Source organism: Roseovarius autotrophicus (genome assembly GCF_018069895.1).
Classification (GTDB): Bacteria; Pseudomonadota; Alphaproteobacteria; order Rhodobacterales; family Rhodobacteraceae; genus Roseovarius; species Roseovarius autotrophicus.
On sequence record NZ_JAGQDH010000008.1, the window covers coordinates 87,534 to 111,878 of the forward strand.

Below are 24,345 nucleotides of genomic sequence, written 5' to 3' on the forward strand. Positions count from 1 at the left end.
CCGCCCCTGCCGGTCTCCATACCCCAGGGTGCAGCGTCGGGGCTATTTTTCGTAATGTCCAGCCTCGTGCCAGCGCCATGCATCCTCGATCATTGCCTGAAGCGTCGAGCGCACGGGCACCCAGCCAAGCTCTGCCCGCGCTCGCGTCGAGCCGGAAACAAGGCGGGCGCAGTCGCCCGGACGGCGCATCCCCTCGATCACCGGCACGGGCGTGCCGGTCACCGTCTCGGCCGTCTCGATCACCTTGCGCACGGAGAATCCGTGCCCGGTGCCGAGGTTGAACACGCGGACGCCGTGCCCGTCTTCCAGCCAGCGCAGGCCAAGGATATGCGCCTCCACCAGATCCATCACATGCACATAGTCGCGGATGCAGGTGCCGTCAGGGGTGTCGTAATCGGTGCCGAAGATCGTGACCGCGTCGCGCCGCCCGGCGATGGCGTCAAGCACCAGCGGAATGAGATGCGTCTCGGGTTGGTGAAACTCGCCCACCTCGGCCTCGGGGTCCGCGCCCGCCACGTTGAAATAGCGAAAGATCACATGGCGCAGCCCGTGCGCGGCCCCGAAATCGCGCAGCATGTCCTCGATCGCGCGTTTCGACTTGCCATAGGCGTTGATCGGGTTCTGCGCGCAGCCCTCATCAAGAAGCACGTTGTCCTGATCGCCATAGGTGGCACAGGTCGATGAGAACACGAAATCAAGGCACCCCGCCGCCACCGCCGCCTCGATCAGGTTCAGCGATCCCGCCACGTTGTTATGCCAGTAAAGCCCCGGCGCGCTCATGCTCTCGCCCACCTGGCTCAGCGCGGCGAAATGCATGACCGCCTGTGGCTGGTAGGCGGCAAAGACCTGATCGAGCCGCGCACGGTCGGTCAGACAGCCCTCCTCGAAGGGGCCGAATTTCACCGCGTCGCGCCAACCGGTGCAGAGATTGTCATAGCTGACAGGTGTATGGCCCGCGCGCGCCAAGGCCTTGCAGGCGTGGCTGCCGATATAGCCTGCCCCGCCAGTGACCAGAATATTGCCCACACCCGCCCCCGTGCCGCGCCTTATTGCGCGGCCTTGTCCGCATGCACCATGTCGGTGATGTAGTTCCACAGGTCGTCACGCAGGTCGTCGCGCGCCAGCGCAAAGGCCACCGTCGCCTGAAGAAAGCCCGCCTTGGAGCCGCAGTCGAAACGCTGGCCCTGAAAGCGGTAGCCATAGACCTCCTCGCCATCCTCGCGCGCCGCGTCGATGGCGTCGGTCAACTGGATCTCACCGCCCGCGCCGGTCTGTTTCCGGTTCAGTTTCTGCAACACCGTGGGCGTCAGGATGTAGCGCCCGATCACCGCAAGGTTCGACGGCGCCGTGCCCGGTTCGGGCTTTTCCACCATCCCCTTGGTCGAGACGAGACTGCCCATATCGTCCTTGACGTCGAGAATGCCGTAGGATTTGGTCATCGCGTCAGGCACTTCCATCGCCGCAACCATGTTGCCGCCGGTTTCCTCGAACGCCTCGACCATCTGTTGCAGGCAGGGTTTTTCGGCGGCGATCACGTCATCGGGCAGGATCACGGCGAAGGGTTCATTGGCGATGAAGCGTCGCGCGCACCAGACCGCATGCCCAAGGCCGAGCGGCTTGTGCTGGCGCATATAGGCGATTTCGCCAGAGTCCATGTTGGTGGTCCTGAGGATGTCGAGCAGGTCATCCTTGCCCTTGCGGCGCAATTCTGCCTCAAGCTGCGGCGCGTTGTCGAAATAATCCTCAAGCGCGCTTTTGCCGCGCGAGGTGATGAAGATGAATTCCTTGATGCCCGCCGCGCGCGCCTCGTCGATGGCGTATTGCACCAGGGGCCGGTCCACGAGCGTCATGATCTCTTTTGGAACCGACTTGGTTGCCGGCAAGAAGCGTGTTCCCAGACCCGCCACAGGAAAAATCGCCTTGGTCACTCGTTTACGCATACTTTGCCTCCGACCGCATCAGTTTGCTCGCACGATATACAACATCGCCAAGCTTTGCACCCGTATAAGGGGAAATCTTGTAATCTTTATGTTCAATCAAGGCCCGGCACGCGGCTAGCGGCTAGAGGTCGCAAGGCGCGCCCCGTTCCTGTCCGGGCTTTTCAGTCCAGTCCCATCTCGCGCATCATCGACTCGATGCGGGGCACGTCCTCGGGGTTGTTCAACTCCCAGAATTGCCGCCCGCGTGCCTCGACCTCGACGCAGAGAACCGAGCGCCCGTTTTCCAGAAACCGCAACTGCTCCAGCCCCTCGAGCCCTTCGAGCGGCCCCGGCGTCCAGGTCGGATAGGCGGCCAGCGCGTCGGGGCGATAGGCATAGACTCCGACATGATGAAAAACCGGCGTGGGCGCGTCGTCATCGTAACGCCGCCCGGTATAGGGGATCACTTCCTTGGAGAAATAGAGCGCGTGACCGCGCCGATCAAACACGGCGGTGGTGCCGCCGACGCGCCCCTCGGTGCGGTCCTGAAGAAAGCCATTGAGCGCGCGCCCCTCGCAGCGCAGCACGGGTGTGGCCACCTCGGCGGCGGGATCGGCGCGAAGCCCGGCGATGAGATCCTCGATGAACCAGGGCGGGGTCAGCGGCGCGTCGCCCTGAAGGTTGACCACGATCTCATGGCCAGCGCCAAACGCGGCATGGGCCTCGGCGCAGCGTTCGGTGCCGTTGGCACAGGTCTCGGAGGTCATCACCACCTCGGCGCCGAATGCCTCGGCCGCGTCGCGGATGCGCGCGTCATCGGTCGCAATCACCACGCGATCCACGCCTTTCACCGCCATCGCCGCGCGCCAGGACCGTTCCACAAGTGAGCGCGCCTGCCCGCTCGCGCCGGTGAGCGGCACCAGCGGCTTGCCCGGATAGCGGGTCGAGGCATAGCGCGCGGGGATGGCGATGAGGACGGACATGGAACTCAGCCTTCCTTGAGATCGACACCCGGCGCGCAGGCGATGAAGAACGGATTCTCGAACCCTGGCTTGCCATAGCCAAGCGGTGTCAGGTCATCAAAGCGCAGAACACGTCCGCCGGCCCCCAGCAGGACCGCATGGCCCGCGGCGGTGTCCCATTCCATCGTCCGGCCAAGGCGCGGATAGAGATCGGCCTCGCCGGTCGCCACGAGGCAGAACTTGAGCGAAGATCCCGCGCTCGTCATGTCCTTGACGGCGTATTTACCGATATAGTCGTCTGTCGCCTGATCGCGGTGTGATTTCGAGGCCACCACCATAAGCGCGGCATTGTCCGGCTCGGCCACCCGGATCGGGCGGGTTGCGCCCGGCGTCCCGGCGTCGAACGGGCCAGTTTCCTCGACCGCGCCACCATCGGGCAGCGTGTAGAACATCCGCCCCTTGGCGGGGGCATAGACGATGCCACGGGTGGGCTGTCCATCCTCGACCAGGGCGATATTGACGGTGAAATCACCGCGCCGGTTGATGAATTCCTTGGTTCCGTCCAGCGGATCGACGATCAGGAAGGTGCGCACGCTCTGCCCATGAGAGGCGGCCTGTTCCTCGGTCACCAGCGCCAGATCGGGAAAGGCCGCGCGCAGACCGGCGGAAATCAGGGCGTCGGCGGCCTCGTCGGCCTCGGTCACGGGGCTTGCGTCGGATTTCACCTTAACGTCGAAATCGTTTGCGTCATAGATTTCCATGATGCGCTCGCCCGCCTCAAGCGCCAGTTGCCGCATCACCTGTGAAAGCCGTTGATACTCCAAATCGCCGCTCCTTCGCCCGTTTGCCGCCATCTTGCGGCGCTATTGCATGACTCATCCGGGCGCCCTTATGATACGACAGCGGCGCGACGGCAAGAAACCATTGGACGCAGCCCGGAGGCGTGAGGCGCCAGACCATGTTCAAGACCGCTCGTCCCAGATCTTCGCTCCAATCCGCGATCTCCATCCTCGAACTCATCTATCACGCGACCGTGCGCAGCATCCGCCAGGGCCATGGCAACGCCTTTGTCGCGCTCGGCATGAACATTCTTACTGTGGTGATCATGGTCCTGGCGTTCTACCTGCTGTTCACCGTTCTCGGCCTCAAGGCGGCCAAGCTGCGCGGCGATTTCCTGCTGTTCATGATGTCGGGGATCTTCCTCTACATCACCCATATCAAGGCCGTGGGCGCGGTTGCGGGTGCCGAGGGCCCGGCCTCGCCGATGATGCAGCACGCGCCGATGAACACGGCGATCTCGATTGCCTCGGCCGCGCTCGGGGCGCTCTACATCCAGGTGCTGTCACTCCTGATCGTGCTCTTCGTCTATCATGTGATCTTCGTGCCGATCTCGATCTACCAGCCCATCTACGCCTTCGGCATGGTGCTGTTGGCCTGGTTCACGGGTTGCGGTGTGGGGCTTGTGCTTCTGGCGATCCGCCCGTGGTTTCCCACCTTCGTCAAGTTGTTCACGACGATCTATCAGCGCGCCAACATGATCGCTTCGGGCAAGATGTTCGTGGTCAACGTGCTGCCACCGTTCATGTACAACCTGTTTTCCTGGAACCCGCTATTTCACAATATCGACCAGGCGCGTGGCTTTGTTTTCATAAACTATTTCCCGCACAAGACCTCGCTCATGTATCCGGTTTATGTCGGAATTGCCCTGATCATGCTCGGGCTGATCGGAGAGTTCTACACCCGGCGCCGTGCCTCGCTGTCCTGGGAGGCGCGCCGCTGAGCGGGCGTGGTCCGTGGCCCATGGCTTGACAAACCCGGCCAGTGGCGCTGTCTGAATGCAGTCATGTCATATCCGCGCGCGGCAATGTAACATGTGAGTCGATGAAACAGCTCCTGTCCAGTCTCCTGGCCCGCCGACGGCTGTCTGGCACCCGCCGGGCCAATATACCGATCCGCCCCGATCAGCCCTTTGTCGCGATTGGCGATGTGCACGGGCGTGCCGACCTTCTCCAGACACTCGATTCCTTGATCCAGGCGCAGGCCAGCGGATATCCGGTGGTGTTCCTGGGCGATTATGTGGACCGCGGCGAACAGAGCCGCGAGGTGATTCAGATGCTCATGGAGGCCGCCGAAAGCGGGCCGGGGCGCGTGACCTGCCTCATGGGAAATCACGAGCGGATGATGCTCGATGTTCTGGACGAGCCGGGGAAATACACCGCCCGCTGGCTGCGCAATGGCGGTTTGCAGACGCTTGCCAGCTTTGGCGTCAGGCTGCCGCAGGGTGGGCAGAACGAGGTTGATGCGCTCCTTGACATGCGCGACGCTCTGGCCGAAGCCATGGGCGCGGCGATGATCGGCTGGCTGCGTGCGCGCCCGCTGATCTGGCAGAGCGGCAATGTCTGGGCAATCCATGCCGGGGCTGATCCCGCGCAGCCGATGGCGGCGCAAGCCGAGGACACGCTTCTCTGGGGTCACCCCGGATTTCGCAAAAGGCCACGCGCGGATGGGCAATGGGTGATCCACGGCCACACCATCGTCGAGGCACCGCATGTCGCGGGCGGGCGCATTGCCATCGACACCGGGGCCTATGCCACCGCGCGCCTCACCGCCGCGATCGTGCGTCCCGACGACGTATCGTTCCTCCAGACCTGAGCGCGGATCGGTAAACCTTGAACTGAATTCAAGGCATTGCAGAGTTGGCCATGGCCGCGGTTTCAGCTATGCATGATGTGTTCGGGTCAGTATGGCCGGGGCCTTCCAGAGAGAACACGTGTGGTGCGTAGGGAGCACGTGGGGTGGCGGGGGGTGTCGGCGATGGCGCGGATGCCCCCCGTTTCCGTTACGGTCTCAGCCCCGCCAGATCGCAGACAATTCGCCACTCCTCGGGCGTCACCGGCTGCACCGACAGGCGCGAACTGCGCACCAGCACCATCTCGGCCAGACGCGGATCGGCCTTGATCTCCTCCAGCGTCACCGGGCGTTGCGTCGCCTCCAGTGCCTTGATATCCACGCATTCCCAACGCGGGTCATCCGCCTTGCTGTCGGGGTGGGCCGGGGCGATCACTTCGACCGTGCCAACCACGGCCTTTTCGCTTTGGGAATGGTAGAAGAACCCGCGATCCCCCACCGCCATCTCGCGCATGAAGTTGCGCGCCTGATAATTGCGCACGCCGTCCCATTCCTCGCCCGCCGCCCCCTTTGCCACCTGATCGGCCCAGGACCATGTGGAGGGTTCGGACTTGAACAGCCAGTAGCGCATCAGATGACCTTTTTCCACGCGATGAGATCGACCGAGGCGAAGAGTCCCGCCTTCGCATAGGGGTCATTGGCCGCCCAGTCGCGCGCGGCGGCCATGTCGGCCACGTCGAGCACGATGAGCGAGCCGGTCATGCCGCCTTCCTCGTCCAGCAGGGGGCCAGCCTGAGAGACGACGCCGGTCTCTTTGAGATAGGCCAGATGCGCCTCGCGGTTGTCGAGACGGGTTTGCAGCGCGCCGGGCTTGTCGCGGGCGATAAGGGCAATCAGCATCATTCCTCCTTGAGTGGTCTTGAAAGCAGCATATCCATCGCCTCCGCCACGCGCAATTCACCCGCCACCAGCGCCGCCACCGCCGCCGTCACCGGCAGATCGAGGTCAAGTGCGCAGGCGCGGGCGAGGGCGGCGCGCGCGGTGGCAGCACCTTCGACGGTGATCGCGGGATCGAAGGCCGCGCCGCGTCCGAGGCTTTCGCCATAGCGGTAGTTGCGCGAGAGAGCCGAGGTGCAGGTCAGCGCCAGATCGCCCAGCCCCGACAGCCCCGCCAGCGTTTCGGGCTGCGCGCCAAGCGCGTGCGCCAGCCGGTTCATCTCGGCAAAGCCGCGCGTCATCAGCGCCGCGCGCGCGCTTTCTCCCAGCCCCGCGCCCATTACCGCGCCACAGGCGATGGCGATGACGTTCTTGAGCGCGCCACCCAGTTCCGCGCCGATGGTGTCGGTGCTGCGATAGAGCCTCAGCGTGGGCGTGGTCAGCGCAGCTTGCAGCGCGCGGCCCGTCTGCGCGTCGGCGCACGCGAGCGTCAGCGCCGTCGGCAGGCCGCGCGCGATGTCGGCGGCAAAGCTAGGGCCGGTGAGAATGGCGGGCACGGCCTCGGCAACGGCGCGCGCGATGAGCGCGGTGGGGCCAAGCCCCGTGGTCAGGTCCATCCCCTTGCAACAGGCGACAAGCGGGCGGGCAAGGGCGGCGCGATGTGCCTCCAGAAACCCGTTCAAGGTCTGCATCGGCATGGCAAGCAGACAGGGGCCATCCCCCTCGGGCAGGGCGCCCGAAATGATCGTCACGCCATCGGGCAGGGCGATGCCGGGCAGGCGCCGTGCATTCTCGCGCGCCGCCCTCATCGCGGCGGCGTGGCCCGCGTCCCGCGCCCAGAGCGTCACCGGCCCGTTTTGTGCCAGCGTCACCGCCAGCGCCGTGCCGAACGCCCCCGCACCGCAAATCAGTGTCATGCCTTGGCCCCCCGCTTGCCGTGGCCCAGCATCGCCGGGCTTGCCGCATCGAGCGGCCAGCGCGGGCGCGCGGCAAGGCCCATGTCATCGCGGTGGCCCGACAGGTAAAGCTCCGCCCCCGCATAGGCGATCATCGCGGCGTTATCGGTGCAGAGCGCCAGAGGCGGCGCGACAAGGCGCGCGCCCTGCGCCTCGGCCACCGCCATCAGCGCCGCGCGGATTGCCCCGTTGGCCGCCACGCCCCCGGCCACGGCAAGCACCGGCGCGCCGGTCGCGGCCAGCGCGCGGCGGGTCTTTTCCGCCAGCACCTCGCAGACCGCCGCCTGAAATCCCGCGCAAAGGTCGGCCCGGTCCTGCCGGGTGATCCCGCCCTTTTCCGTCACCAGCGCATCGCGCGCCCGCAGCACTGCCGTTTTCAGCCCCGAGAAGGACAGATCGCAACCGGGCCGGTCCAACAGCGGGCGTGGCAGGCGAAAGCGGTCCGCGTCACCCGTGCTGGCCGCGCGCTCCACCTCCGGCCCGCCGGGCTGCGGCAGGCCCAAAAGCCGCGCCACCTTGTCGAACGCCTCGCCCGGCGCGTCGTCGATGGTGCCGCCAAGGCGGGTGAATGTCTGCGGTCCCGCGACGGTCAGGAACTGGCAATGCCCGCCCGAAACCAGAAGCATCAGATAGGGATAAGCCACGCCATCGGTCAGGCGCGGCGTCAGCGCGTGCCCCGCAAGGTGGTTGACCCCGATCAGCGGCAGCCCCGCGCCCGCCGCAATGCCCTTGGCGCACATGACACCCGCCAGCACGCCGCCGATGAGGCCCGGCCCCGCTGTCACCGCCACCGCATCCACCTGCGCAAGGGGGGTGTCGGCCTGCTTCAGCGCTGCGCGCACGGCCAAGTCGATCTTTTCCGCATGGGCGCGCGCCGCGATCTCGGGCACGACCCCGCCAAAGGCCGCATGAAGCGCGCTCTGCCCCATCACCACCGAGGACAGGATCTCCGGGCCGTTCACCCCGATGCGCAGCACCGCCGCGGCGGTGTCGTCGCAACTGCTCTCGATCCCAAGGATGGTCAGCGTCTGGTGCATCATGGCCCGGCATTGCCTGAACGGTGCAAGGCAGGTAACACCTTGTGAGCCGCCCAACAACCGCCGAGCGCCGATGCCCACGCTTCTCATCACCCGGCCCGAACCCGAGGCCAGCCGCATGGCGCGCGCCATGCGCGCCGCGTGGCCGGGTGTGAGCGTGATCGTCGCGCCGCTGATGCGCATCGGGTATTGCGGAGCTTTGCCTGCCCTTGCCGGCAAGGAAGTGCTGATCTTCAGCTCGCGCCACGGGGTCGAGGGCTTCTGCCGCCTGTCCCCCCGTCGCGACCTGCGCGCGATTGCCGTGGGGGCGGCCACGGCAAAGGCGGCGCGCGCACATGGCATCGACGCGCGTCCGGCAGGCGGCGATGCGGCCTCGCTTCTGGCGCTGATCGCGCGTGACGGTGTGCAAGGCCCGTTCCTGCATCCGCGCGGTGCGCATGTCGCCGCCGATATCGCCGGGGCACTGCGCGCACGCGGCTTTGAGGCGGTCGATGTGGTGGTCTATGCGCAGGAGGCGGTGCCCCTCTCCGAGGCGGCGCGCGCCGCGCTTGACGGGGATGATCCCGTGATCCTGCCACTGATGTCGCCCCGCAGCGGGCGGCTGTTCTTCGCCGAAGCGGGTGATATCCGCGCGCCACTCTTCATCGCGGCAATGAGCCGCAATGTGGCCGAAACCGTGCTGCCGGGGGCCGCAACCCGACTTATCGTGGCAAAAACCCCTGATATGGCGTCGCTTTGTGCGGGACTGCACGATCTGGTGAGCCATGCCAAGCGGGTTGAGGGGCGGGAAGGCCCGCAGTAAGGTCTGCCTAACAGGTTGGAGTGACAAGATTCGAAAGGCTGGCGCGCCGTGGCACGAGAAAAGACGACCCGGACGAAAAAGACCGACGACTCCGACGCCGAGGATGCGCGCCTGACAGAGCCGTCAGCGAACGATGCACCGCAGGACAGCCGCCTCGAGACCATCGCGAAAGAGACGCACGAGGACAGCCCTCCGGCCCCGCAAGAAGACCTTGCCGGCAATGACGCCGGAACGCAGGACGACGGCGCGCCATCCACAAGCGATACGACAGGGACAGGGCCGGGTGCCGCGCCGGACGGGACTGCGCCGGAAGGGACGGATGACGCTCAGCCAGCCGAGACGGCCGATACCGTGCCCGCCCCCGTTATGCGCACCGAACAGGTGACGGTGCGCCAGGGCGGGTTCTGGTCGATGCTTTTCGGCGGGATCGCCGCCGCCGGGATCGGCCTTCTTGCCGCGCCCTATGTCCTGCCGCCCGACTGGTTCAGGCCGCAGGGGGCCGACGAGGCGCACCTGATCGAGCGCATCGCGAAGCTGGAAGGCGACCTGGCAAAGCTGGAGGGCCCCGCCGACCAGGGCGGCGAGATCGACGGGCTGAGCCTGGCGATCACCGATCTCACCGGGCAGGTCGCCGATCTGGAGGCGCGCGTAAGCGAACTGGCGGCCCGGCCCGTGCCGCAGGCACAATCGGGCGGGTCGCCCGACGAAGCGGTTGCGGCCCTGCGCGCACAGCTCGAGGCACAGCTTGCCGAGGGCGCGGATCAGATTGACGCGCTGCGTGTCCGCATCGATGCGCTGACCGCCGAGGCCGAGGCGCAGGAGGCCGCCGCGCGCGAGAGCGCCCGCGCGACCCTGCGGCGCGCGGCGCTGGTGCGGGTGCGGACCGCGCTTGACACCGGAGAGGGTTTTGCGCCCGCGCTGGCCGATCTGCGCGCCACCGGCACCGAGGTGCCCGAGGCGCTGACGGCGGCAGCCGGTGCAGGCGTGCCGACCCGTGCCGACCTCGTTGACAGTTTCCCCGAGGCGGCCCGCGCGGCACTGGCCACCGCCCGCCGCGAGGCGGGCGAGGGCGCTTCGATGACCGGCTTTCTGCGCGCGCAGCTTGGCGTGCGTTCGCTCAGCCCACGCGAGGGCAACGATCCTGACGCGATCCTGTCGCGCGCCGAGGCGGCGCTGGCGCAAGGGCGGCTTGGCGATGCGCTCGCCGAGATCGAGACCTTGCCCGAGGGTGCACGCGCCGCGCTGGATGACTGGGGCGCGCAGGCAAGCATGCGGCGCGATGCCCTGGCCGCGGCCGAGGCGCTTTCGGCGGCGATGAATTGAGCTTGAAAGGGCATTTGCCATGCTTTGGTTGATTATTAAGGTAGCTGTTTTCATCACCCTCGTCGGGGCTGCGAGTTTTGGCGCCGCCTACCTGCTGGAACTGGATGGCGGGGTGCGCATCGTCATGGCGGGGGTGGAGATCAACCTCACCCCGATCAAGGCGGTGCTGGCGCTCGCGGTCCTTGTTCTCGTGATCTGGCTGCTGATGAGGCTGGCGGGCATGCTGGTCGCGGTGCTGCGCTTTATCAACGGTGACGAAACCGCGCTTTCGCGCTATTTCGACCGTAACCGTCAGGAAAAGGGCTATCGCGCGCTGGGCGAGGGGGTTCTGGCGCTGGCTGCGGGTGAGGGCGACAAGGCGATGGCGCAGGCGGCCAAGGCCGAGAAATACCTGCGCAAGCCCGCGCTTACCGATCTCATCAGGGCGCAGGCGGCAGAGCTTGCGGGCGACAAGGCCGAGGCCGAAGCCGCGTTCAAGCGTCTGCTTACCAATGAGAAAACCCGTTTTGTCGGCGTGCGCGGCCTGTTGCGGCAAAAGCTTGAGGCCGGCGATATCGACACCGCGCTCAAGCTGGCCAAGACCGCCTTCACGCTGAAGCCCCGCCATGCCGAGGTGCAAGACACACTGTTGCAGCTACAGGCCGACAAGGGCGACTGGAAGGGCGCGCGCGCCACGCTTGGGGCCAAGCTCAAATACGGCGCGCTGCCGCGCGACGTGCACAAGCGGCGTGACGCGGTGCTGGCGCTCTCGGAGGCGCGCGACGTGCTCGACGAGGGCAAGAGCATCGAGGCGCGCGAGGCGGCGATCGAGGCCAACCGGCTCTCGCCCGATCTGATCCCGGCGGCGGTGCTGGCGGCGCGCGGCTATGTCGAGGCGGGCAAACCGGCCAAGGCGGTCCGGGTGATCAACAAGGCGTGGCTGATGCGCCCCCATCCCGATCTGGCCGCGGCCTTTGCCGCCATCGAGCCTGACGAGACACCGCAGGCGCGGCTCAAGCGGTTCTCCAAGCTTCTGAAGGTGCATCCTGACAACCGCGAAACGCGTCTGCTGGAGGCCGAGTTGAACCTTGCGGCCGAGGATTTCCCGGCGGCGCGGCGCGCGCTCGGCGATCTGGCCGAGGTGGCGCCGGATGCGCGCGCGCTGGCGATCATGGCGGCCGTCGAGCGCGGAGAGGGATCGTCCGATGCGGTGGTCAGGGGGTGGCTGGCGCGCGCGCTCGGCGCGCCGCGCGGCCCGCAATGGTGCTGCGACAATTGCCAGCATGTCCATGCCGAATGGCGGCCTGTCTGCGAAAGCTGCCATTCCTTTGATACGCTAAGCTGGCGCGCCCCCGCCGACGGCGTGCTCAGCACGTCGACGGGGCTCGAGATGCTGCCGCTCCTGATCGGGCCGGTGGAGGAGCAGGAGACCGGGGAAGACGAGGAAGACAGGGAAATCCCTGACGCCGAGGTGATCGAGGACGGGCCCGCAACCGGCGACGACGCCCCGCCGGCACGCGCCGAAGACGCGCCGCGCCCGTGACCGGGCGTGATCGGATGATCCGGGCGGGATGGGCCTGACGCTTCGGTCTCTGGCGCTGATGGCGGCGCTTGGCGTCGCCTTGGCCGTTTTTCTCGTCTCACTCGGCTTTTTCCGCTCGGAGGAAGAGGCCAAGGCGGCGGGTCGGCTCTCGCTTTACCGCAGCACGGTGATTTCCGAGGTCGAGCGGTTCTCGCATCTTACCTATGTTCTGGCCCGTGACAGCCGGGTGATCGAAACGGCGGCGGGCGGGGCGGTCTCGGTGCTTGATGCCCGGCTTGCCACCTTTGCCGCGCGCGCCGGGCTTGACGCGATCTATCTCATGCGGCCCGACGGCGTAACCATTTCCGCCTCCAACGCCGGCACGCCCGAGAGCTTTGTCGGTCATGATTACGGCTTTCGTCCCTATTTTCAGACGGCGCTCGCGGGTGCACAGGGGCGGTTCTACGGCATCGGGGCGACAACCGGCCTGCCTGGTTATTTCATCGCCGATCCGGTGCGTGCGAACGATGGCGGCTTGTTGGGGGTGATCGCCATCAAGCTCGATCTCACTGGGCTGGAAGAGACCTGGCGCAGGGCGGGGGAACAGGTGTTTCTGGCCAATCGCGACGGGGTGGTGATGCTGTCCTCGGACCCGGACTGGCGCTATCGCAGCTTGCGCGCCCTGCTCCCGGAACAGCGCGCCCGGATCGCGCAGGACCGGCAGTTTCCGGGGCAGGATCTCACCCCGCTTGACTGGCGACCCAAGGCAGGCGCGCGCGCCGTGGTCGACGGGGCCGAGCGCATTCATCTCTCGGCCCTTGTCGCGCCGCATGACTGGGTGCTGCACTATTTCGCCGATGACAGCGCGGCGGTGACCCGGAGCCTGCTTTCGACCGGGCTCGTCATGATCCTCACCGGGGCCGGGTTCCTTGTGGCGCAGGTGCGCCGGACGCGGCGGATCGGGGCGGCGCTGCGCCGGTCTGAGGCGGAAGAGGCGCAGTTGCGCGAAGCCAACGAGCGGCTGGCAGTCGAAATCGAAGAGCGCCGCGCGGCAGAGCGCCGGCTTGAGCGCACGCAGGACGAACTGGAACGCGCAAGCCGCCTGGCGGCGCTTGGCCAACTGGCGGCCTCGGTCACGCATGAATTGGGCCAGCCGATCGCGGCCATGCGCAATCATCTGGCGGCGGCCGAGATCGGTGGCCAGCCGCCAGAGCGGATCATGCCGAAGATCACCGGCATCGTTGACCGGATGGAGGCGATCACGCGGCAGCTCAAGTTCTTTGCCCGCGACACCCGCGAGGAGTTCGGCCCGGTCGATCTGCGCGCGGCGGTGCAGGCGGCGCTGGCCCTGGTGGAGCCGAATATCGCGCGTGTCGGGGCCGAGATATCGCTCGATGCGCCGGATCGTCCGGTGCTCGTGCGCGGCAATCAGTTGCGGCTTGAACAGGTGCTGACCAATGTGCTGCGCAACGCCGTGGACGCGGTGGAGGAGTGCGCCGAGCGGCGGATCGACCTACGCCTCGGGCTGGGGGCTGGCGCGGGCTGGATCGAGGTGCGCGATACCGGGCACGGGCTGGGACAGGCGAGCCTTGACGAGTTGCAGGAGCCGTTCGTGACCACCCGAGAGAGTGGGCGCGGCATGGGGCTGGGCCTTGCGATCTCGGCCAATATCGTCAAGGCGCATCAGGGTCGGTTGAGCGCCCGCAATACCGCCAGGGGCGGCGCGCTGTTTCGGATCGAGATCCCGCAAGAAGACATGGAAGATGATCTGAGCGCCGCATGACACCGCCCACGACCCCCCGTATCCTGATCGTCGAGGATGACAAGGCCATGCGCCTGTCGCTGATCGACCTGCTGGAGGTATCGGGATGGCAGGTCGAGGCGCTGCCGCGCGCCGAGCGGCTGGCCGGGCGGCTGGCAGAGTTTCAGCCCGATGTGATCCTTTCGGATGTACGGATGCCGGGCATGTCGGGGCTGGACCTGCTCGACAGTCTCGACCGGGATCTGTCGCCGCCGCTGGTGCTGATTTCGGCGCATGGTGATATCGCCATGGCGGTGGATGCGATGCAGCGCGGCGCCTACAGTTTCGTCGAGAAGCCCTACGAGCCGCGCCGCCTGCTCAACATCCTGCGCCATGCCGCCGATCAGCACGCGATGCGGCGCACGACCGAGCGGCTGAAATCGCGGCTGTTGCAGCTTTCGGGGCTGGATCGGGTGCTCGCTGGGCGGACGCTCGAGTCAGCCGCCCTGCGCGAGGAGGTGCTGAACCTGGCGCAAAGCGGCGCGGCGGTGATGTTGCAGGGCGAAACCGGCACTGGCAAGGAACTGGTGGCGCGCGCCCTGCACGATCTGGGGGCTCAGCCCGAGGGGCCGTTTCTCGCGCTCAATTGCGCCGTGCTCGCGGTCGAGGGTTTCGAGGCCGGGATGTTCGGCATGGCGGGCGGGGCCAGGGGACGGTTGCAGGGCGCGGATGGCGGCACGCTCTTTCTTGATGAATTCTGTTCCTGCCCGATCCCGGTGCAGGCCAAGCTGTTGCGGGTGATCGAGGACAAGCAGGTGCTGCCACTCGGCGCCGAGGCGCCGGTGCCGCTGCGCTTTCGGGTAATATCCGCCACCAACGAAGACCCCGCGCAGGCGGTGCGCGAGGGGCGGCTGCGCGCTGATCTGCTCTACCGGCTCAATACCACGGTGATCGCGCTGCCCACGCTGCGGCAGCGACGCGATGACGTGATGCTTCTGGCGGCGCGGTTTCTGGATGAGTTCGCCCGCGTCTACGAGACCCGCGCGCCGGATCTCATGCCCGAGGACAGCGCCGCGCTTCTGGCGCATGACTGGCCCGGCAATGTGCGCGAATTGCGCAGCGTCTGCGAACGTCGGGTGCTCATGGCGCGGCGCGGGGGCGGCTCGATGGTGCAGGCGCTGCGCCGCGACGCGCTGGCCGATGACGTGCCCGACACGCTGCGCGCCGCCGTGGCGACCTTCGAGCGCGAGCTGATCGCCAAGGCAATCACCGCGCATGAGGGCCGGATGGAGGCGGTGGCCGAGGCGCTGGGCATAGGGCGCCGCACGCTCAACGAGAAGATCGTCAAGCTGGGGCTGGACAAGGAGGCTCTGCTGTAGTCACCTTGCGGATATCCGCAGGGCGGCTGCCGGGGGGGCGTGCGGTTTTCTTCCTAGTCAGGATGGCCGACATGCCCCAAGATAGCGCCCACAAGAATGGATGACATCTGGGAGGATACACCATGAAGAAATATCTCGGCTATACCGCCGTCGCGGCGATCAGTCTGGCCTTTGCCGGCGAAGCGATGGCCACCGAATGGAATGTCTCGGTCTGGGGCAAGCGGCGGGCCTTTACCGAACATGTGGAAAAGCTGGCCGAGTTGGTGAGCGAAAAGACGAATGGCGAGTTCACCCTCAACCTGAGCTACGGGGGCCTCTCGAACGAGCGCGAGAACCTTGACGGCATTTCCATCGGCGCTTTCGAGATGGCGCAATTCTGCGCGGGCTATCACCCCGACAAGAACCCCTCGCTGACCGTGCTGGAACTGCCCTTCCTCGGGGTCGAGACGCTGGAGCAGGAGCGCGCGCTTTCCGAGGCGCTCTATGCGCATCCGGCGGTCAAGGCCGATCTCGGGCGCTGGAACGCGCTGGCGATCATGCCCTCGCCCATGCCGCAATACAATTTTGTCGGCACCGGCGACGCGCCGCGCACGCTCGACGATTACAAGGGCCTGACCGTGCGCGCGCTTGGCGGCATCGGCAAGGCGATGGAGGCCGTGGGCGCTGTGCCCACCTCGATGTCGGCGACCGAGGTGCGCCAGGCGATGGATAGCGGCGTGGTCAAGGCGGTCAGTTTCGCACCCCACGCGCACATGTCCTTTGCCACCATCGAAACCGCGAAATGGTGGACCTCGAACCTCAACCCCGGCACGGTGAACTGCCCGGTGGTGGTCAATACCGACGCACTTGACGCGCTCTCGGACGCGCATCGCGAGGCGCTGCTTGGCTCGGTCGGCGAGGCGCTCGATCACTATATCGACTACTATCAGAACCAGACCATGGCGGCCTGGGGCCCGGCGCTCTCGGAGCGGGGGATCGAGGTGATCGCCTATGATCAGGCGACGCTCGACAGCTTTTCCGGCACGGTGGCCGGACCTGCGGCCGAGGCCTGGATCAAGGACAATGCCGCGCGCGGCCTGCCGTCGCAGGATATCTATGATTTCGTGACCACGACGCTTGCGGATCTCAAGGCAGGCTCCTGAGACCGTCCCGGCCCGCCGTCACGACGCGGCGGGCCTTTCCCGTTCCCCGGATATGAAGGAGGCAGCGCATGGCCGGTGCCGCGACTGTCTTTGCCGATAACAGCCTGCTCAGCCGCGCCGATCGCGCGCTTTACCGTGCTGAACGGTTTCTTGCGCTTCTGAGCGGTATTGCGGTGTTCTCACTCATGGTGCTGGCCGTGGTCTCTGTCGGCGGGCGCAATTTCTTCGGCCAGCCGCTGCGCGGTTATGTGGACTGGATCGAGCAGATCATGCCGCTCATCGCCTTCATGGGCGTGGCTTATGCGCAGCGTGACGGCGGGCATATCCGCATGGATATCGTCGTGGGCATGTTGCGCGGGCGGGTGCTGTGGCTTGTGGAACTGATCACGACCTTGGCGGTGCTGGTTCTGATGGTGCTGATGGTCTGGGGAAGTTGGGCGCATTTCGACCGGAGTTTCGACTGGAACGCGCCACTCTGGAGCCGTGACAGCAGCATTGATATCGGCCTGCCGATCTGGCCTGCGAAACTGCTGGCCCCGGTGGCCTTTGCCGTCCTGTCTCTGCGGCTCGCGTTGCAGGCCTGGGGGTTCGGGCGCGCCTTTGTCACCGGGGCAGAGCGGCCCGTGGCTGTGCCGCTGATCGAGGACGTTGCGACCCAGGCGGCGCGCGAGGCCGCGCATGTCAGCGGGCGCGAAGAATGAGGGGGCGGATGCATGGATCCGATTGAAATCGGGCTGGTCGTAACCGGCCTCATGCTGGTCGTGGTGGTGCTGGGAATGCGCGTGGCCTATGCGGCGGCGCTGGCGGGCATGATCGGCCTCATCTGGATATTCTGGGCGCGCAAGGGCTATGCGGGCGATCAGTTCCTCTGGGCGCTCACCGTCGCGGTCAAGACGGCCGGGCAGGTGCCCCATTCCAAGGTAAGCTCTCAGGCGCTCAGCCTCATTCCCACCTTCATTCTGATCGGCTATCTCGCCTATTACGCGGGGCTCACGCGCGCGCTCTTCGAGGCGGCGAAACGCTGGATCGCCTGGGTGCCGGGGGGGCTTGCGGTCTCGACGATCTTCGCCACGGCGGGCTTTGCGGCGGTGTCGGGGGCAAGCGTGGCGACGGCGGCGGTGTTTGCCCGCATCGCCATCCCCGAGATGCTTAAGATCGGCTATGACAAGCGGTTCGCGGCGGGCGTGGTCGCGGCAGGCGGCACATTGGCAAGCCTCATTCCACCCTCGGCACTTCTGGTGATCTACGCGATCATCGTCGAGCAGGACGTGGGGAAACTCCTGCTCGCGGGCTTCATCCCCGGCGTCTTTTCGGCCTTCATCTATGCATTTCTCATCATCGGGATGGCGCTCACGATCAAGGGCTTCGGCCCGCCGGTGGGCGGGTTCACCTGGCGCGAGCGGTTCGTGTCGCTGCCGCCCGCCCTGCCCATCGTGTTCGTCGTCGTGACGATCATCTTCTTCGTCTACAACCCGTTTGGCGGCGATGCCTGGGGCACGCCCACCGAGGGCGGCGCGATCGGCGCCTTCGTCGTGTTTCTCATGGCGCTCTACCGGGGGATGCGCTGGCCGGAACTCAAGGACGCGCTGCTGGAGACGGCCAAGCTCTCGGTGATGATCTTCACCATCATTTGGGGGGTGCTGGTCTATGTGCGCTTCCTGGGCTTCGCGGACCTGCCAAGCGCGTTTTCCGACTGGATCACCTCGCTCACGCTCTCGCCCATGCTGATTCTCGTCTGCATCCTGCTGGCCTATGCGGTTCTGGGGATGTTCATGGACGCGATCGGGATGCTGCTTCTGACGCTTCCGGTGGTCTATCCGGCGGTGATGGCGCTTAATGGCGGGGTCTATGTCAGCGCGGCGGACAGCACTTTCGGCATGTCCGGCCCGATGTGCGCGATCTGGTTCGGAATCCTGGTGGTCAAGATGGCCGAGTTCTGCCTGATAACCCCGCCCATCGGTCTCAACTGTTTCGTGGTGGCAGGCGTGCGCCCCGATATCAGCGTTCAGGACGTGTTCCGTGGCGTGATGCCCTTCTTCGTCGCCGATGCGGTGACCATCGCGCTTCTGGTGGCCTTTCCGATGATCGTGCTCTGGTTGCCGGGGCTGGCGTGAGATCGTGAAAACTTGAGGTGTTAACGCCCCCTTAATGGCCTGCGTGCTAAGCCTCTCTCCGGGCGAGAGAGGTGGTGAGAATGGATGCGCGCAGCAATGCCGCGCCGGTCATCATCAAACGGAAGAAGATCGTCGCTGGCGGCGGGCATCACGGCGGGGCGTGGAAGGTCGCCTATGCCGATTTTGTCACCGCGATGATGGCGTTTTTCCTGCTGATGTGGCTTCTGGGCGCGACGACCGAGAAACAACGCAAGGGCATTGCCGATTACTTCAACCCGACCGTGCCGGTAAACCGTGTGTCGGGCGGCGGCAGCGGTGCCTTTGGCGGGGATTCGGTGTTTTCCGAACAGGCTCTTGCGCAAAGCGGCACCGGCGCCTCAGGCCTCCAAGGCACCGAGAGCAGGCAGGCGCGGGGTGATCTCGGCGTGGCGAATCCGGGGGCCGAAGAAGACGAGGCAACCTTCGCCGAGGTCTCGGAGGCGCTGCGCGCGCGCAGCGGCGAGAGCCTCGCCTCGGAGGACATCCTGCGCCATATCGTGACGCGCGTGACCGACGAGGGGCTGATCATCGAGATTTCAGACCTCGACGGCGCGCCGCTCTTTCAGGCCGAGGGGGCCGAGCCGACACGCCTCTTGCACGAAATCGTGACCCTCGTCGCCTCGGTGGTGGAACTTGCGCGCAATGAGCTGGCGATTGCCGCGCATACCCACGCGCGTCCGGTGGTTCTCGCCAGAAATCCGGTCTGGGACCTGTCCGCCGCGCGCGCCAACCGGATGCGCGCCCTTCTGGAAGAGGCGGGTCTGCGGCCTGCGCGGATGCGCCGGGTGACGGGCCATGCGGACCGCAACCCAAGCGTGCCCAACCCAATGGATGCACGCAACAATCGGGTCGGGGTGATCCTGCTGCGGTCGGGCTGAGACGACAGATCGGCGCAAGTTTAGACATTAGCGGCCTGTTAAGCCAACGCGCTTATGACTGAGAGTCGACGATGTTCGAACCAGTTGAAAGGCGTGTCCATGACGATCTCTTCTTCCCTGAACGCAAGTGTCGCGGGGCTCAATGCCAACGCCTCGCGGCTGGCCGCGATTTCCGACAATGTCGCGAACTCCTCGACCTTTGGCTATCGCCGGGTCGAAACCAGCTTCGAATCGCTCGTGATATCGGGCAATGGCGGCAAGTATGTTGCGGGTGGCGTGCGAGCCGATTCCGAGCGTCTGGTCGATCAGGGCGGCTCGCTCTCGCCCACGTCGAACCCGACCGACCTCGCGGTGCGCGGACGCGGGTTCATCCCGGTGGCACTGGCCAGCGAGGTTGATGGTGGCAATGGTTCGCCGCAGATGCTGCTCACCTCAACGGGCTCCTTCCGAACCGATTCAGACGGCAGGCTGGTGACGACCTCCGGTCTTGTGCTCATGGGCTGGCCGGCCAATCCGGACGGTACGATCCCGCCTTTTCCGCGCGACACCAGTGACGGGCTGGAGCCAGTCCGCCTCAACGTCAACCGCCTGATCGGAGAACCGACGACCTCGGTCAATTTCGGGATAAACCTGCCCGCGACCGATACCGAATCGACCGCTTCGGGCGTCCCGCAACAGCTCTCGGTGGAATATTTCGACAATCTCGGGCGATCCGAAACGATTGGCGTGATCTTCAGCCCGCTGATTCCGGCCTCCGGTTCCTCGAACCAGTGGACGATGACGGTGACCGACTCGGCGCTTGGCGGTGCCGTCATTGGTGAATACGATCTGACATTCGACGATGCGCGTGGCACCGGCGGCACGCTGCTGAACGTGAACACGCTTAGCGGCGGGCCCTACGATCCGGCCACCGGACGCCTCATCGTGCAGGTCGGCGGCGGCCCGATGGAGATCACCATCGGGCGTCCCAACACATCCGAGGGGCTGACCCAGCTGTCCAACAGTTTCGCGCCGCTCTCGGTCTCGAAGGACGGCTCGCCCGTGGGCAACATGACCACGGTCAATGTGGACGCGAACGGCTTTGTCCACGCGACCTTCGACACCGGTGTGACACGGATCATCTTCCAGGTGCCGCTGGTGGATCTGCCGAATCCCAACGGCATGATCTCGCTCGACAGCCAGACCTTCCGGCCCTCGATCGACAGCGGCACCTTCTTTCTCTGGGATGCGGGCGACGGGCCGACCGGCGACGTGATTTCCTTTGCACTACAGGAATCGGCGACCGACGTGGCGCGCGAGTTGACCGACATGATCCAGACACAGCGCGCCTACTCCTCGAATGCGCGGGTGATCCAGACCGTTAATGAAATGCTTCAGGAAACCACCAATATGGTCCGTTGATCGCGGGCCGAACCAGCTTGAAGGAGGCGTGCCATGACACTTACCGCCGCCCTTGGCAACGCGCTGACCGGGCTTGTGGCCAATGCGCGCATGACCGATGTGATCGCGGGCAACCTCGCCAACATGCTGACGCATGGCTATGCCCCGCGCGAGGTCGTGCTTCAGGCGCGGCTCGATTCCGGTGTTCGCGTGATCGGGATCACGCGCAACCTCGATCCGGTGCTGCTGGCGGACCGGCGTCTTGCGGACGGCGCGATGGCCGGCGCCGATGCAAGCGCGGCCTTTGCCGCCGCGCTGGAGCGTATCATTCCGGGCGCGACCATGCCGGGCAGTCTCTCGGACCGGCTGAGCAGTTTCGAGGCGACGCTTGTCGCCGCCTCCGCGCGCCCCGAGGACGAACTGCGTCTTGCCGCAGTGCTGACCGAGGCGCGCGGTCTAGCCTCCGCGCTCAACACAGCCTCGGCCCGGATCGATACCCTGCGCCAGCAGGCGGATGCCGGGATCGCTCGGGCGGTGGCCGACCTCAATTCCGGGCTCGAGCGGGTCGGGCAGATCAACGCGCGGATCATTGCCGCGCGCAGCACGGGCCAGGAGACCGCGACGCTCGAGGATCTGCGCCAGCAGGAGGTCGATGCGCTGGCCGCGCTCGTGCCACTGCGCCAGCTCGAGCGCGCGAACGGGAGCGTGGCGCTCGTGACCACGGGCGGGGCGCTGTTGCTTGACGGCCGCGCGGTAACGGTCGCCTTCGACGCAACCCGGCTGGTGACTGCCGACATGAGCCTTGAGGGCGGGCAACTCTCGGGCCTTAGCATCGACGGTCACGCGATACCGGTCTCCGGTGGGGGGCCTCTCGGCGGCGGGCGGCTGGGGGCGCTCTTCGACAACCGCGACCGGCTCGGGCCAGAGGCACAAAGGGCGCTGGATGCGCTGGCGCGAGATTTGATCGAGCGGGTCGAGACGTTGACTCCGCCGCCCGTGCCCGCGCTGTTCACCGATGCCGGCGCGCGCCTCGATCCGCTGTCCGGAACGGGCCTTGCCGGGCGCGTGACGCTCAACCCGGTCGTGGACCCCGGGCGCGGCGGCGCATTCTTTCGGTTTCGGACCGGGCCGGATGCCGCCACACCATCGGCCCCCGCCCATGCTCCCTATCTTGCCGCCCTTGCCGAGGCCCTGAATGCGCCGCGCGCCCTTGATGCCTCTGCTCCGGCCCGCTCGTTGGCGGGGGGGCTCGCCGATCTCGAAAGTCGGGTGGCGCAGACCCGGCTGGCCGCCGAGCGCGCGGTGGGTTTCGCCGCCGGCCAGGTCAACGAGTTGCGCGCCCTCGAGATGCAGGGCGGCGTCGACAGTGACGCGGAACTGCAACGGCTTTTGCTGGTCGAACAGGCATTCGCGGCCAATGCCCGGATGATCCAGACCATCGACGACATGATGCAAACCCTATTGAGGATCTGACCATGGCCATACAATCCATAGGCGATCTGGCGCAGGAATTCGCGCTGCGCCGCCAGGTGGTCTCGCTGACGCGCGAGATGAACCGCCTCACCCAGGAAGTGTCAACCGGGCAGGCCGCCGACACGGCACGGCACCTCTCGGGGCATCTTCAGCCGCTGGCGGATATCGAGCGCGCGCTGGTGCTGGCCACCGCCCAGGGCGATGCCGCCCGGCTTGCGGCGGTGGATGGCGGGCTCATGCAGGCGGCGCTTGAACGGGTCCAGTCCGAGGCGCAGGGTCTGGCCGAGGCCGCGTTGACAGTCAGCACCGTCGCGGGGGCATCCGGTCTGGCGCCGCTGGCCGCCGAGGCGCGCATGGCGCTGGAGGCGATGATCGGCGCCCTCAACGTCTCATCCGCCGGGCGGGCCCTGTTTGCCGGGGACCGCTCGGACAGCGTGCCGCTGGCCTCGGCCGGGACGCTTCTGTCGGAGTTGCGTCTGGTGCTTTCCGGGCAGGGCGACCGCGCCGGGATAGAGGCCGCCCTCGATGCGTTTTTCGACGTGCCGGGCGGCCCGTTCGAGACGATCATCTACAGGGGCGGTGCGGATGCGGCCTCGGGCGTGGCTCTCGGCGCGGGTGAAACGGTCACGCTCGACATCCGCGCCGAAGACGACGCGCTGCGCGGGCAGATCAGGAATGCGGCCATGGTCGCCCTGCTTGACGACGGGGTTCTCGCGCTCGACATGGGCGAGCGGCTGGCGCTCGGGCGGGATCTTGGCGGCCGGCTGCTTTCCGGGCAGGGCAGGATGGTGGGCCTGCGCGCGCGCCTGGGCGATGCCGAAGCCCGCATCGCCCAGGCTGAAAGCCGCATCGCGGCAGAGCGGACGAGCCTCTCCATCGCCCGTAACGACCTTGTATCCGTGGACATTTTCGCCTCGGCAACGGCACTGGAAGGGGTGCAGTTCCAGCTCGAGGCACTCTATACGCTGACTGTAAGGGCCTCTCGGCTGAACCTTGCGGCGTTCCTGTCATGAGCAGGGTGGTCCGGATTCTCTTCGGTATCCTGGCGCTCGGGGCTGTCACATTCGCGACGGGTTCGCCCCCGATGGCAAGTCCGATCCGAATCAAGGATCTTGTCGAATTTGACGGGGTGCGCGGAAACGATCTTCTCGGATATGGCCTTGTCGTCGGCCTGAACGGTACCGGTGACGGGCTGCGCAATTCCCCCTTCACCGAAGAGCTTATGTCGAACATTCTGGAACGGCTCGGGATCAATGTCACCGGAGAGCAGTTTCGCCCCCGCAACGTTGCCGCCGTGATGGTGACGGCGGAATTGCCGGCCTTCGCGCGCGTCGGCAGCCAGATCGACGTGACCATTTCGGCCATCGGCGACGCCAAGAGCCTTCTGGGCGGCACGCTGATCATGACGCCGCTCAATGCCGCCGACGGGCAGATCTACGCGGTGGCGCAGGGTATGATCATCGCCGGCGGGGCTGCGGCCCAGGGCGAGGCCGGGGGCGTCATCCAGGGGGTGCCGACCTCTGGCACGATTCCTTCGGGCGCGCGGATCGAGCGCGAGGTGGATTTCGACTTCGCCGGGCTCGATGTCGTCCGCCTGGCGCTGCGCGAGCCCGATTTCACCACCGCAGCCCGGATCGAACAGGCGATCAACGGGGCGGTCGGGCAGTCGGTGGCGCTCATGCTTGATGCCGGCACGGTGCGGCTCGACGTTGCGGGGATGCGCGCGCGCTCTTCCGCCCATGCGCTTGGCCGGGTGGAGAACCTGCTGGTCGAGCCGCAGCGCAAGGCGCGCGTCGTGGTTGATCAGAGATCGGGCACCATCGTGATGGGGCAGGATGTGCGAATCTCGCGGGTGGCGGTGTCACAGGGCAACCTGACCCTGCGGATACAAGAGGCGCCGCTGGTGGTGCAGCCCAACCCGTTTGCCCGCGGCGAGACGGTGGTGGTGCCCCGCACCCGGGCCGAACTCGATCAGGAGCCAGGGATCGGCCTTGCCGAAGTGCCGGACGGCACCTCGCTTGCAGAGGTGATCGCGGGGCTCAATGCGCTTGGCGTGGCCCCGCGCGACATGATCGACATTCTCAAGAGCATCAAGGCGGCAGGTGCGCTTCATGCCGAATTCGTGGTGCGATGAG

At 66.6% G+C, this 24,345-nt stretch carries 23 protein-coding genes; 15 read left to right on the plus strand and 8 right to left on the minus strand.

Going from position 1 to position 24,345, the window contains the following annotated elements:
* Positions 1–42 precede the first annotated feature (42 nt).
* The 4 genes from galE to cysQ form a co-directional block, all read right to left on the minus strand.
* Positions 43–1,026 carry a UDP-glucose 4-epimerase GalE gene (galE, locus tag KAK09_RS10685; protein WP_210878925.1) on the minus strand — a complete coding sequence of 328 codons (984 nt, stop codon included), beginning with the start codon at positions 1,024–1,026 and terminating at the stop codon, positions 43–45.
* A gap of 20 nt (positions 1,027–1,046) precedes the next feature.
* Positions 1,047–1,940, minus strand: coding sequence for a UTP--glucose-1-phosphate uridylyltransferase GalU (gene galU / locus KAK09_RS10690; protein ID WP_210878926.1), 894 nt, complete (start codon positions 1,938–1,940; stop codon positions 1,047–1,049).
* 161 nt (positions 1,941–2,101) lie between these two features.
* A complete protein-coding gene (locus KAK09_RS10695; RefSeq protein WP_210878927.1) occupies positions 2,102–2,902 on the minus strand; it encodes a 3-deoxy-manno-octulosonate cytidylyltransferase in 801 nt (266 codons plus the stop codon).
* Between the two features lie 5 nt (positions 2,903–2,907).
* Positions 2,908–3,735, minus strand: coding sequence for a 3'(2'),5'-bisphosphate nucleotidase CysQ (gene cysQ, locus KAK09_RS10700; RefSeq protein WP_418895527.1), 828 nt, complete (start codon positions 3,733–3,735; stop codon positions 2,908–2,910).
* A gap of 104 nt (positions 3,736–3,839) precedes the next feature.
* Here cysQ and KAK09_RS10705 point away from each other — a divergent pair, with 104 nt between their 5' ends.
* Both KAK09_RS10705 and KAK09_RS10710 read left to right on the plus strand, forming a co-directional pair.
* Positions 3,840–4,661, plus strand: a complete 822-nt coding sequence (locus tag KAK09_RS10705) for an ABC transporter permease (RefSeq protein WP_210878929.1) — start codon at positions 3,840–3,842, stop codon at positions 4,659–4,661.
* Positions 4,662–4,762: 101 nt separating this feature from the next.
* Complete coding sequence (locus KAK09_RS10710; RefSeq protein ID WP_210878930.1) at positions 4,763–5,533, plus strand: metallophosphoesterase; 771 nt, start codon at positions 4,763–4,765, stop codon at positions 5,531–5,533.
* A gap of 187 nt (positions 5,534–5,720) precedes the next feature.
* Here KAK09_RS10710 and KAK09_RS10715 read toward each other — a convergent pair whose 3' ends face one another.
* From KAK09_RS10715 to tsaD, 4 genes are read right to left on the minus strand one after another with little or no spacing between them, the layout of a single operon-like run.
* Positions 5,721–6,140 (minus strand): EVE domain-containing protein, encoded by a 420-nt coding sequence (locus KAK09_RS10715; protein ID WP_210878931.1) that lies wholly within the window; start codon positions 6,138–6,140, stop codon positions 5,721–5,723.
* Positions 6,140–6,409, minus strand: a complete 270-nt coding sequence (locus tag KAK09_RS10720) for a YciI family protein (RefSeq protein WP_210878932.1) — start codon at positions 6,407–6,409, stop codon at positions 6,140–6,142. The genes KAK09_RS10715 and KAK09_RS10720 overlap by 1 nt, the downstream gene beginning before the upstream one ends.
* Positions 6,409–7,362, minus strand: coding sequence for an NAD(P)H-dependent glycerol-3-phosphate dehydrogenase (locus KAK09_RS10725; RefSeq protein ID WP_210878933.1), 954 nt, complete (start codon positions 7,360–7,362; stop codon positions 6,409–6,411). Before KAK09_RS10725 ends, KAK09_RS10720 begins: the two co-directional genes overlap by 1 nt.
* Positions 7,359–8,438 (minus strand): tRNA (adenosine(37)-N6)-threonylcarbamoyltransferase complex transferase subunit TsaD, encoded by a 1,080-nt coding sequence (tsaD, locus tag KAK09_RS10730; protein WP_210878988.1) that lies wholly within the window; start codon positions 8,436–8,438, stop codon positions 7,359–7,361. The genes KAK09_RS10725 and tsaD overlap by 4 nt, the downstream gene beginning before the upstream one ends.
* 73 nt (positions 8,439–8,511) lie before the next feature.
* Between tsaD and KAK09_RS10735 the strand changes: the two genes are divergently transcribed.
* The 13 genes from KAK09_RS10735 (at position 8,512) to KAK09_RS10795 (ending at position 24,344) form a co-directional block, all read left to right on the plus strand.
* Positions 8,512–9,240 (plus strand): uroporphyrinogen-III synthase, encoded by a 729-nt coding sequence (locus KAK09_RS10735; protein ID WP_210878934.1) that lies wholly within the window; start codon positions 8,512–8,514, stop codon positions 9,238–9,240.
* Between the two features lie 48 nt (positions 9,241–9,288).
* The gene (locus tag KAK09_RS10740) at positions 9,289–10,563 is read left to right on the plus strand and encodes a COG4223 family protein (RefSeq protein ID WP_210878935.1); all 1,275 of its coding nucleotides are present in this window, start codon (positions 9,289–9,291) and stop codon (positions 10,561–10,563) included.
* A gap of 19 nt (positions 10,564–10,582) precedes the next feature.
* Entirely contained in the window at positions 10,583–12,085 is a 1,503-nt protein-coding gene (locus tag KAK09_RS10745; RefSeq protein ID WP_210878936.1) for a heme biosynthesis protein HemY, read from the plus strand.
* A 28-nt stretch (positions 12,086–12,113) separates the two neighbouring features.
* Complete coding sequence (locus KAK09_RS10750; RefSeq protein ID WP_210878937.1) at positions 12,114–13,847, plus strand: sensor histidine kinase; 1,734 nt, start codon at positions 12,114–12,116, stop codon at positions 13,845–13,847.
* A complete protein-coding gene (locus tag KAK09_RS10755) occupies positions 13,844–15,184 on the plus strand; it encodes a sigma-54-dependent transcriptional regulator (RefSeq protein ID WP_210878938.1) in 1,341 nt (446 codons plus the stop codon). The genes KAK09_RS10750 and KAK09_RS10755 overlap by 4 nt, the downstream gene beginning before the upstream one ends.
* 122 nt (positions 15,185–15,306) lie before the next feature.
* A complete protein-coding gene (gene dctP / locus KAK09_RS10760) occupies positions 15,307–16,326 on the plus strand; it encodes a TRAP transporter substrate-binding protein DctP (protein ID WP_210878939.1) in 1,020 nt (339 codons plus the stop codon).
* 68 nt (positions 16,327–16,394) lie between these two features.
* Positions 16,395–17,027, plus strand: coding sequence for a TRAP transporter small permease subunit (locus KAK09_RS10765; RefSeq protein ID WP_210878940.1), 633 nt, complete (start codon positions 16,395–16,397; stop codon positions 17,025–17,027).
* Between the two features lie 12 nt (positions 17,028–17,039).
* Entirely contained in the window at positions 17,040–18,440 is a 1,401-nt protein-coding gene (locus KAK09_RS10770) for a TRAP transporter large permease (protein WP_210878941.1), read from the plus strand.
* Between the two features lie 80 nt (positions 18,441–18,520).
* A complete protein-coding gene (locus KAK09_RS10775) occupies positions 18,521–19,357 on the plus strand; it encodes a flagellar motor protein MotB (protein WP_210878942.1) in 837 nt (278 codons plus the stop codon).
* Positions 19,358–19,456: 99 nt separating this feature from the next.
* Positions 19,457–20,758: a flagellar hook protein FlgE gene (locus KAK09_RS10780; RefSeq protein WP_210878943.1), complete on the plus strand. Its 1,302-nt coding sequence runs from the start codon at positions 19,457–19,459 to the stop codon at positions 20,756–20,758.
* Between the two features lie 33 nt (positions 20,759–20,791).
* Positions 20,792–22,210 carry a flagellar hook-associated protein FlgK gene (gene flgK, locus KAK09_RS10785; RefSeq protein ID WP_210878944.1) on the plus strand — a complete coding sequence of 473 codons (1,419 nt, stop codon included), beginning with the start codon at positions 20,792–20,794 and terminating at the stop codon, positions 22,208–22,210.
* A 2-nt stretch (positions 22,211–22,212) separates the two neighbouring features.
* Positions 22,213–23,223 (plus strand): flagellin, encoded by a 1,011-nt coding sequence (locus tag KAK09_RS10790; RefSeq protein WP_210878945.1) that lies wholly within the window; start codon positions 22,213–22,215, stop codon positions 23,221–23,223.
* Positions 23,220–24,344 (plus strand): flagellar basal body P-ring protein FlgI, encoded by a 1,125-nt coding sequence (locus KAK09_RS10795; protein ID WP_210878946.1) that lies wholly within the window; start codon positions 23,220–23,222, stop codon positions 24,342–24,344. The genes KAK09_RS10790 and KAK09_RS10795 overlap by 4 nt, the downstream gene beginning before the upstream one ends.
* Position 24,345: the final 1 nt, after the last annotated feature.

What these genes read in the sequence shown, in the direction of transcription:
- KAK09_RS10780 (WP_210878943.1), top strand. Translation starts at nt 19,457, where the DNA reads ATGACGATCTCTTCTTCCCTGAACGCAAGTGTCGCGGGGCTCAATGCC.
- KAK09_RS10770 (WP_210878941.1), top strand. Translation starts at nt 17,040, where the DNA reads ATGGATCCGATTGAAATCGGGCTGGTCGTAACCGGCCTCATGCTGGTC.
- KAK09_RS10710 (WP_210878930.1), top strand. Translation starts at nt 4,763, where the DNA reads ATGAAACAGCTCCTGTCCAGTCTCCTGGCCCGCCGACGGCTGTCTGGC.
- tsaD (WP_210878988.1), bottom strand. Translation starts at nt 8,438, where the DNA reads ATGCACCAGACGCTGACCATCCTTGGGATCGAGAGCAGTTGCGACGAC.
- KAK09_RS10745 (WP_210878936.1), top strand. Translation starts at nt 10,583, where the DNA reads ATGCTTTGGTTGATTATTAAGGTAGCTGTTTTCATCACCCTCGTCGGG.
- KAK09_RS10705 (WP_210878929.1), top strand. Translation starts at nt 3,840, where the DNA reads ATGTTCAAGACCGCTCGTCCCAGATCTTCGCTCCAATCCGCGATCTCC.
- galU (WP_210878926.1), bottom strand. Translation starts at nt 1,940, where the DNA reads ATGCGTAAACGAGTGACCAAGGCGATTTTTCCTGTGGCGGGTCTGGGA.
- KAK09_RS10720 (WP_210878932.1), bottom strand. Translation starts at nt 6,409, where the DNA reads ATGCTGATTGCCCTTATCGCCCGCGACAAGCCCGGCGCGCTGCAAACC.
- KAK09_RS10795 (WP_210878946.1), top strand. Translation starts at nt 23,220, where the DNA reads ATGAGCAGGGTGGTCCGGATTCTCTTCGGTATCCTGGCGCTCGGGGCT.
- KAK09_RS10715 (WP_210878931.1), bottom strand. Translation starts at nt 6,140, where the DNA reads ATGCGCTACTGGCTGTTCAAGTCCGAACCCTCCACATGGTCCTGGGCC.
- KAK09_RS10750 (WP_210878937.1), top strand. Translation starts at nt 12,114, where the DNA reads ATGGGCCTGACGCTTCGGTCTCTGGCGCTGATGGCGGCGCTTGGCGTC.
- KAK09_RS10765 (WP_210878940.1), top strand. Translation starts at nt 16,395, where the DNA reads ATGGCCGGTGCCGCGACTGTCTTTGCCGATAACAGCCTGCTCAGCCGC.
- flgK (WP_210878944.1), top strand. Translation starts at nt 20,792, where the DNA reads ATGACACTTACCGCCGCCCTTGGCAACGCGCTGACCGGGCTTGTGGCC.
- KAK09_RS10790 (WP_210878945.1), top strand. Translation starts at nt 22,213, where the DNA reads ATGGCCATACAATCCATAGGCGATCTGGCGCAGGAATTCGCGCTGCGC.
- dctP (WP_210878939.1), top strand. Translation starts at nt 15,307, where the DNA reads ATGAAGAAATATCTCGGCTATACCGCCGTCGCGGCGATCAGTCTGGCC.
- cysQ (WP_418895527.1), bottom strand. Translation starts at nt 3,735, where the DNA reads ATGGCGGCAAACGGGCGAAGGAGCGGCGATTTGGAGTATCAACGGCTT.
- KAK09_RS10755 (WP_210878938.1), top strand. Translation starts at nt 13,844, where the DNA reads ATGACACCGCCCACGACCCCCCGTATCCTGATCGTCGAGGATGACAAG.
- KAK09_RS10775 (WP_210878942.1), top strand. Translation starts at nt 18,521, where the DNA reads ATGGATGCGCGCAGCAATGCCGCGCCGGTCATCATCAAACGGAAGAAG.
- KAK09_RS10695 (WP_210878927.1), bottom strand. Translation starts at nt 2,902, where the DNA reads ATGTCCGTCCTCATCGCCATCCCCGCGCGCTATGCCTCGACCCGCTAT.
- KAK09_RS10735 (WP_210878934.1), top strand. Translation starts at nt 8,512, where the DNA reads ATGCCCACGCTTCTCATCACCCGGCCCGAACCCGAGGCCAGCCGCATG.
- KAK09_RS10725 (WP_210878933.1), bottom strand. Translation starts at nt 7,362, where the DNA reads ATGACACTGATTTGCGGTGCGGGGGCGTTCGGCACGGCGCTGGCGGTG.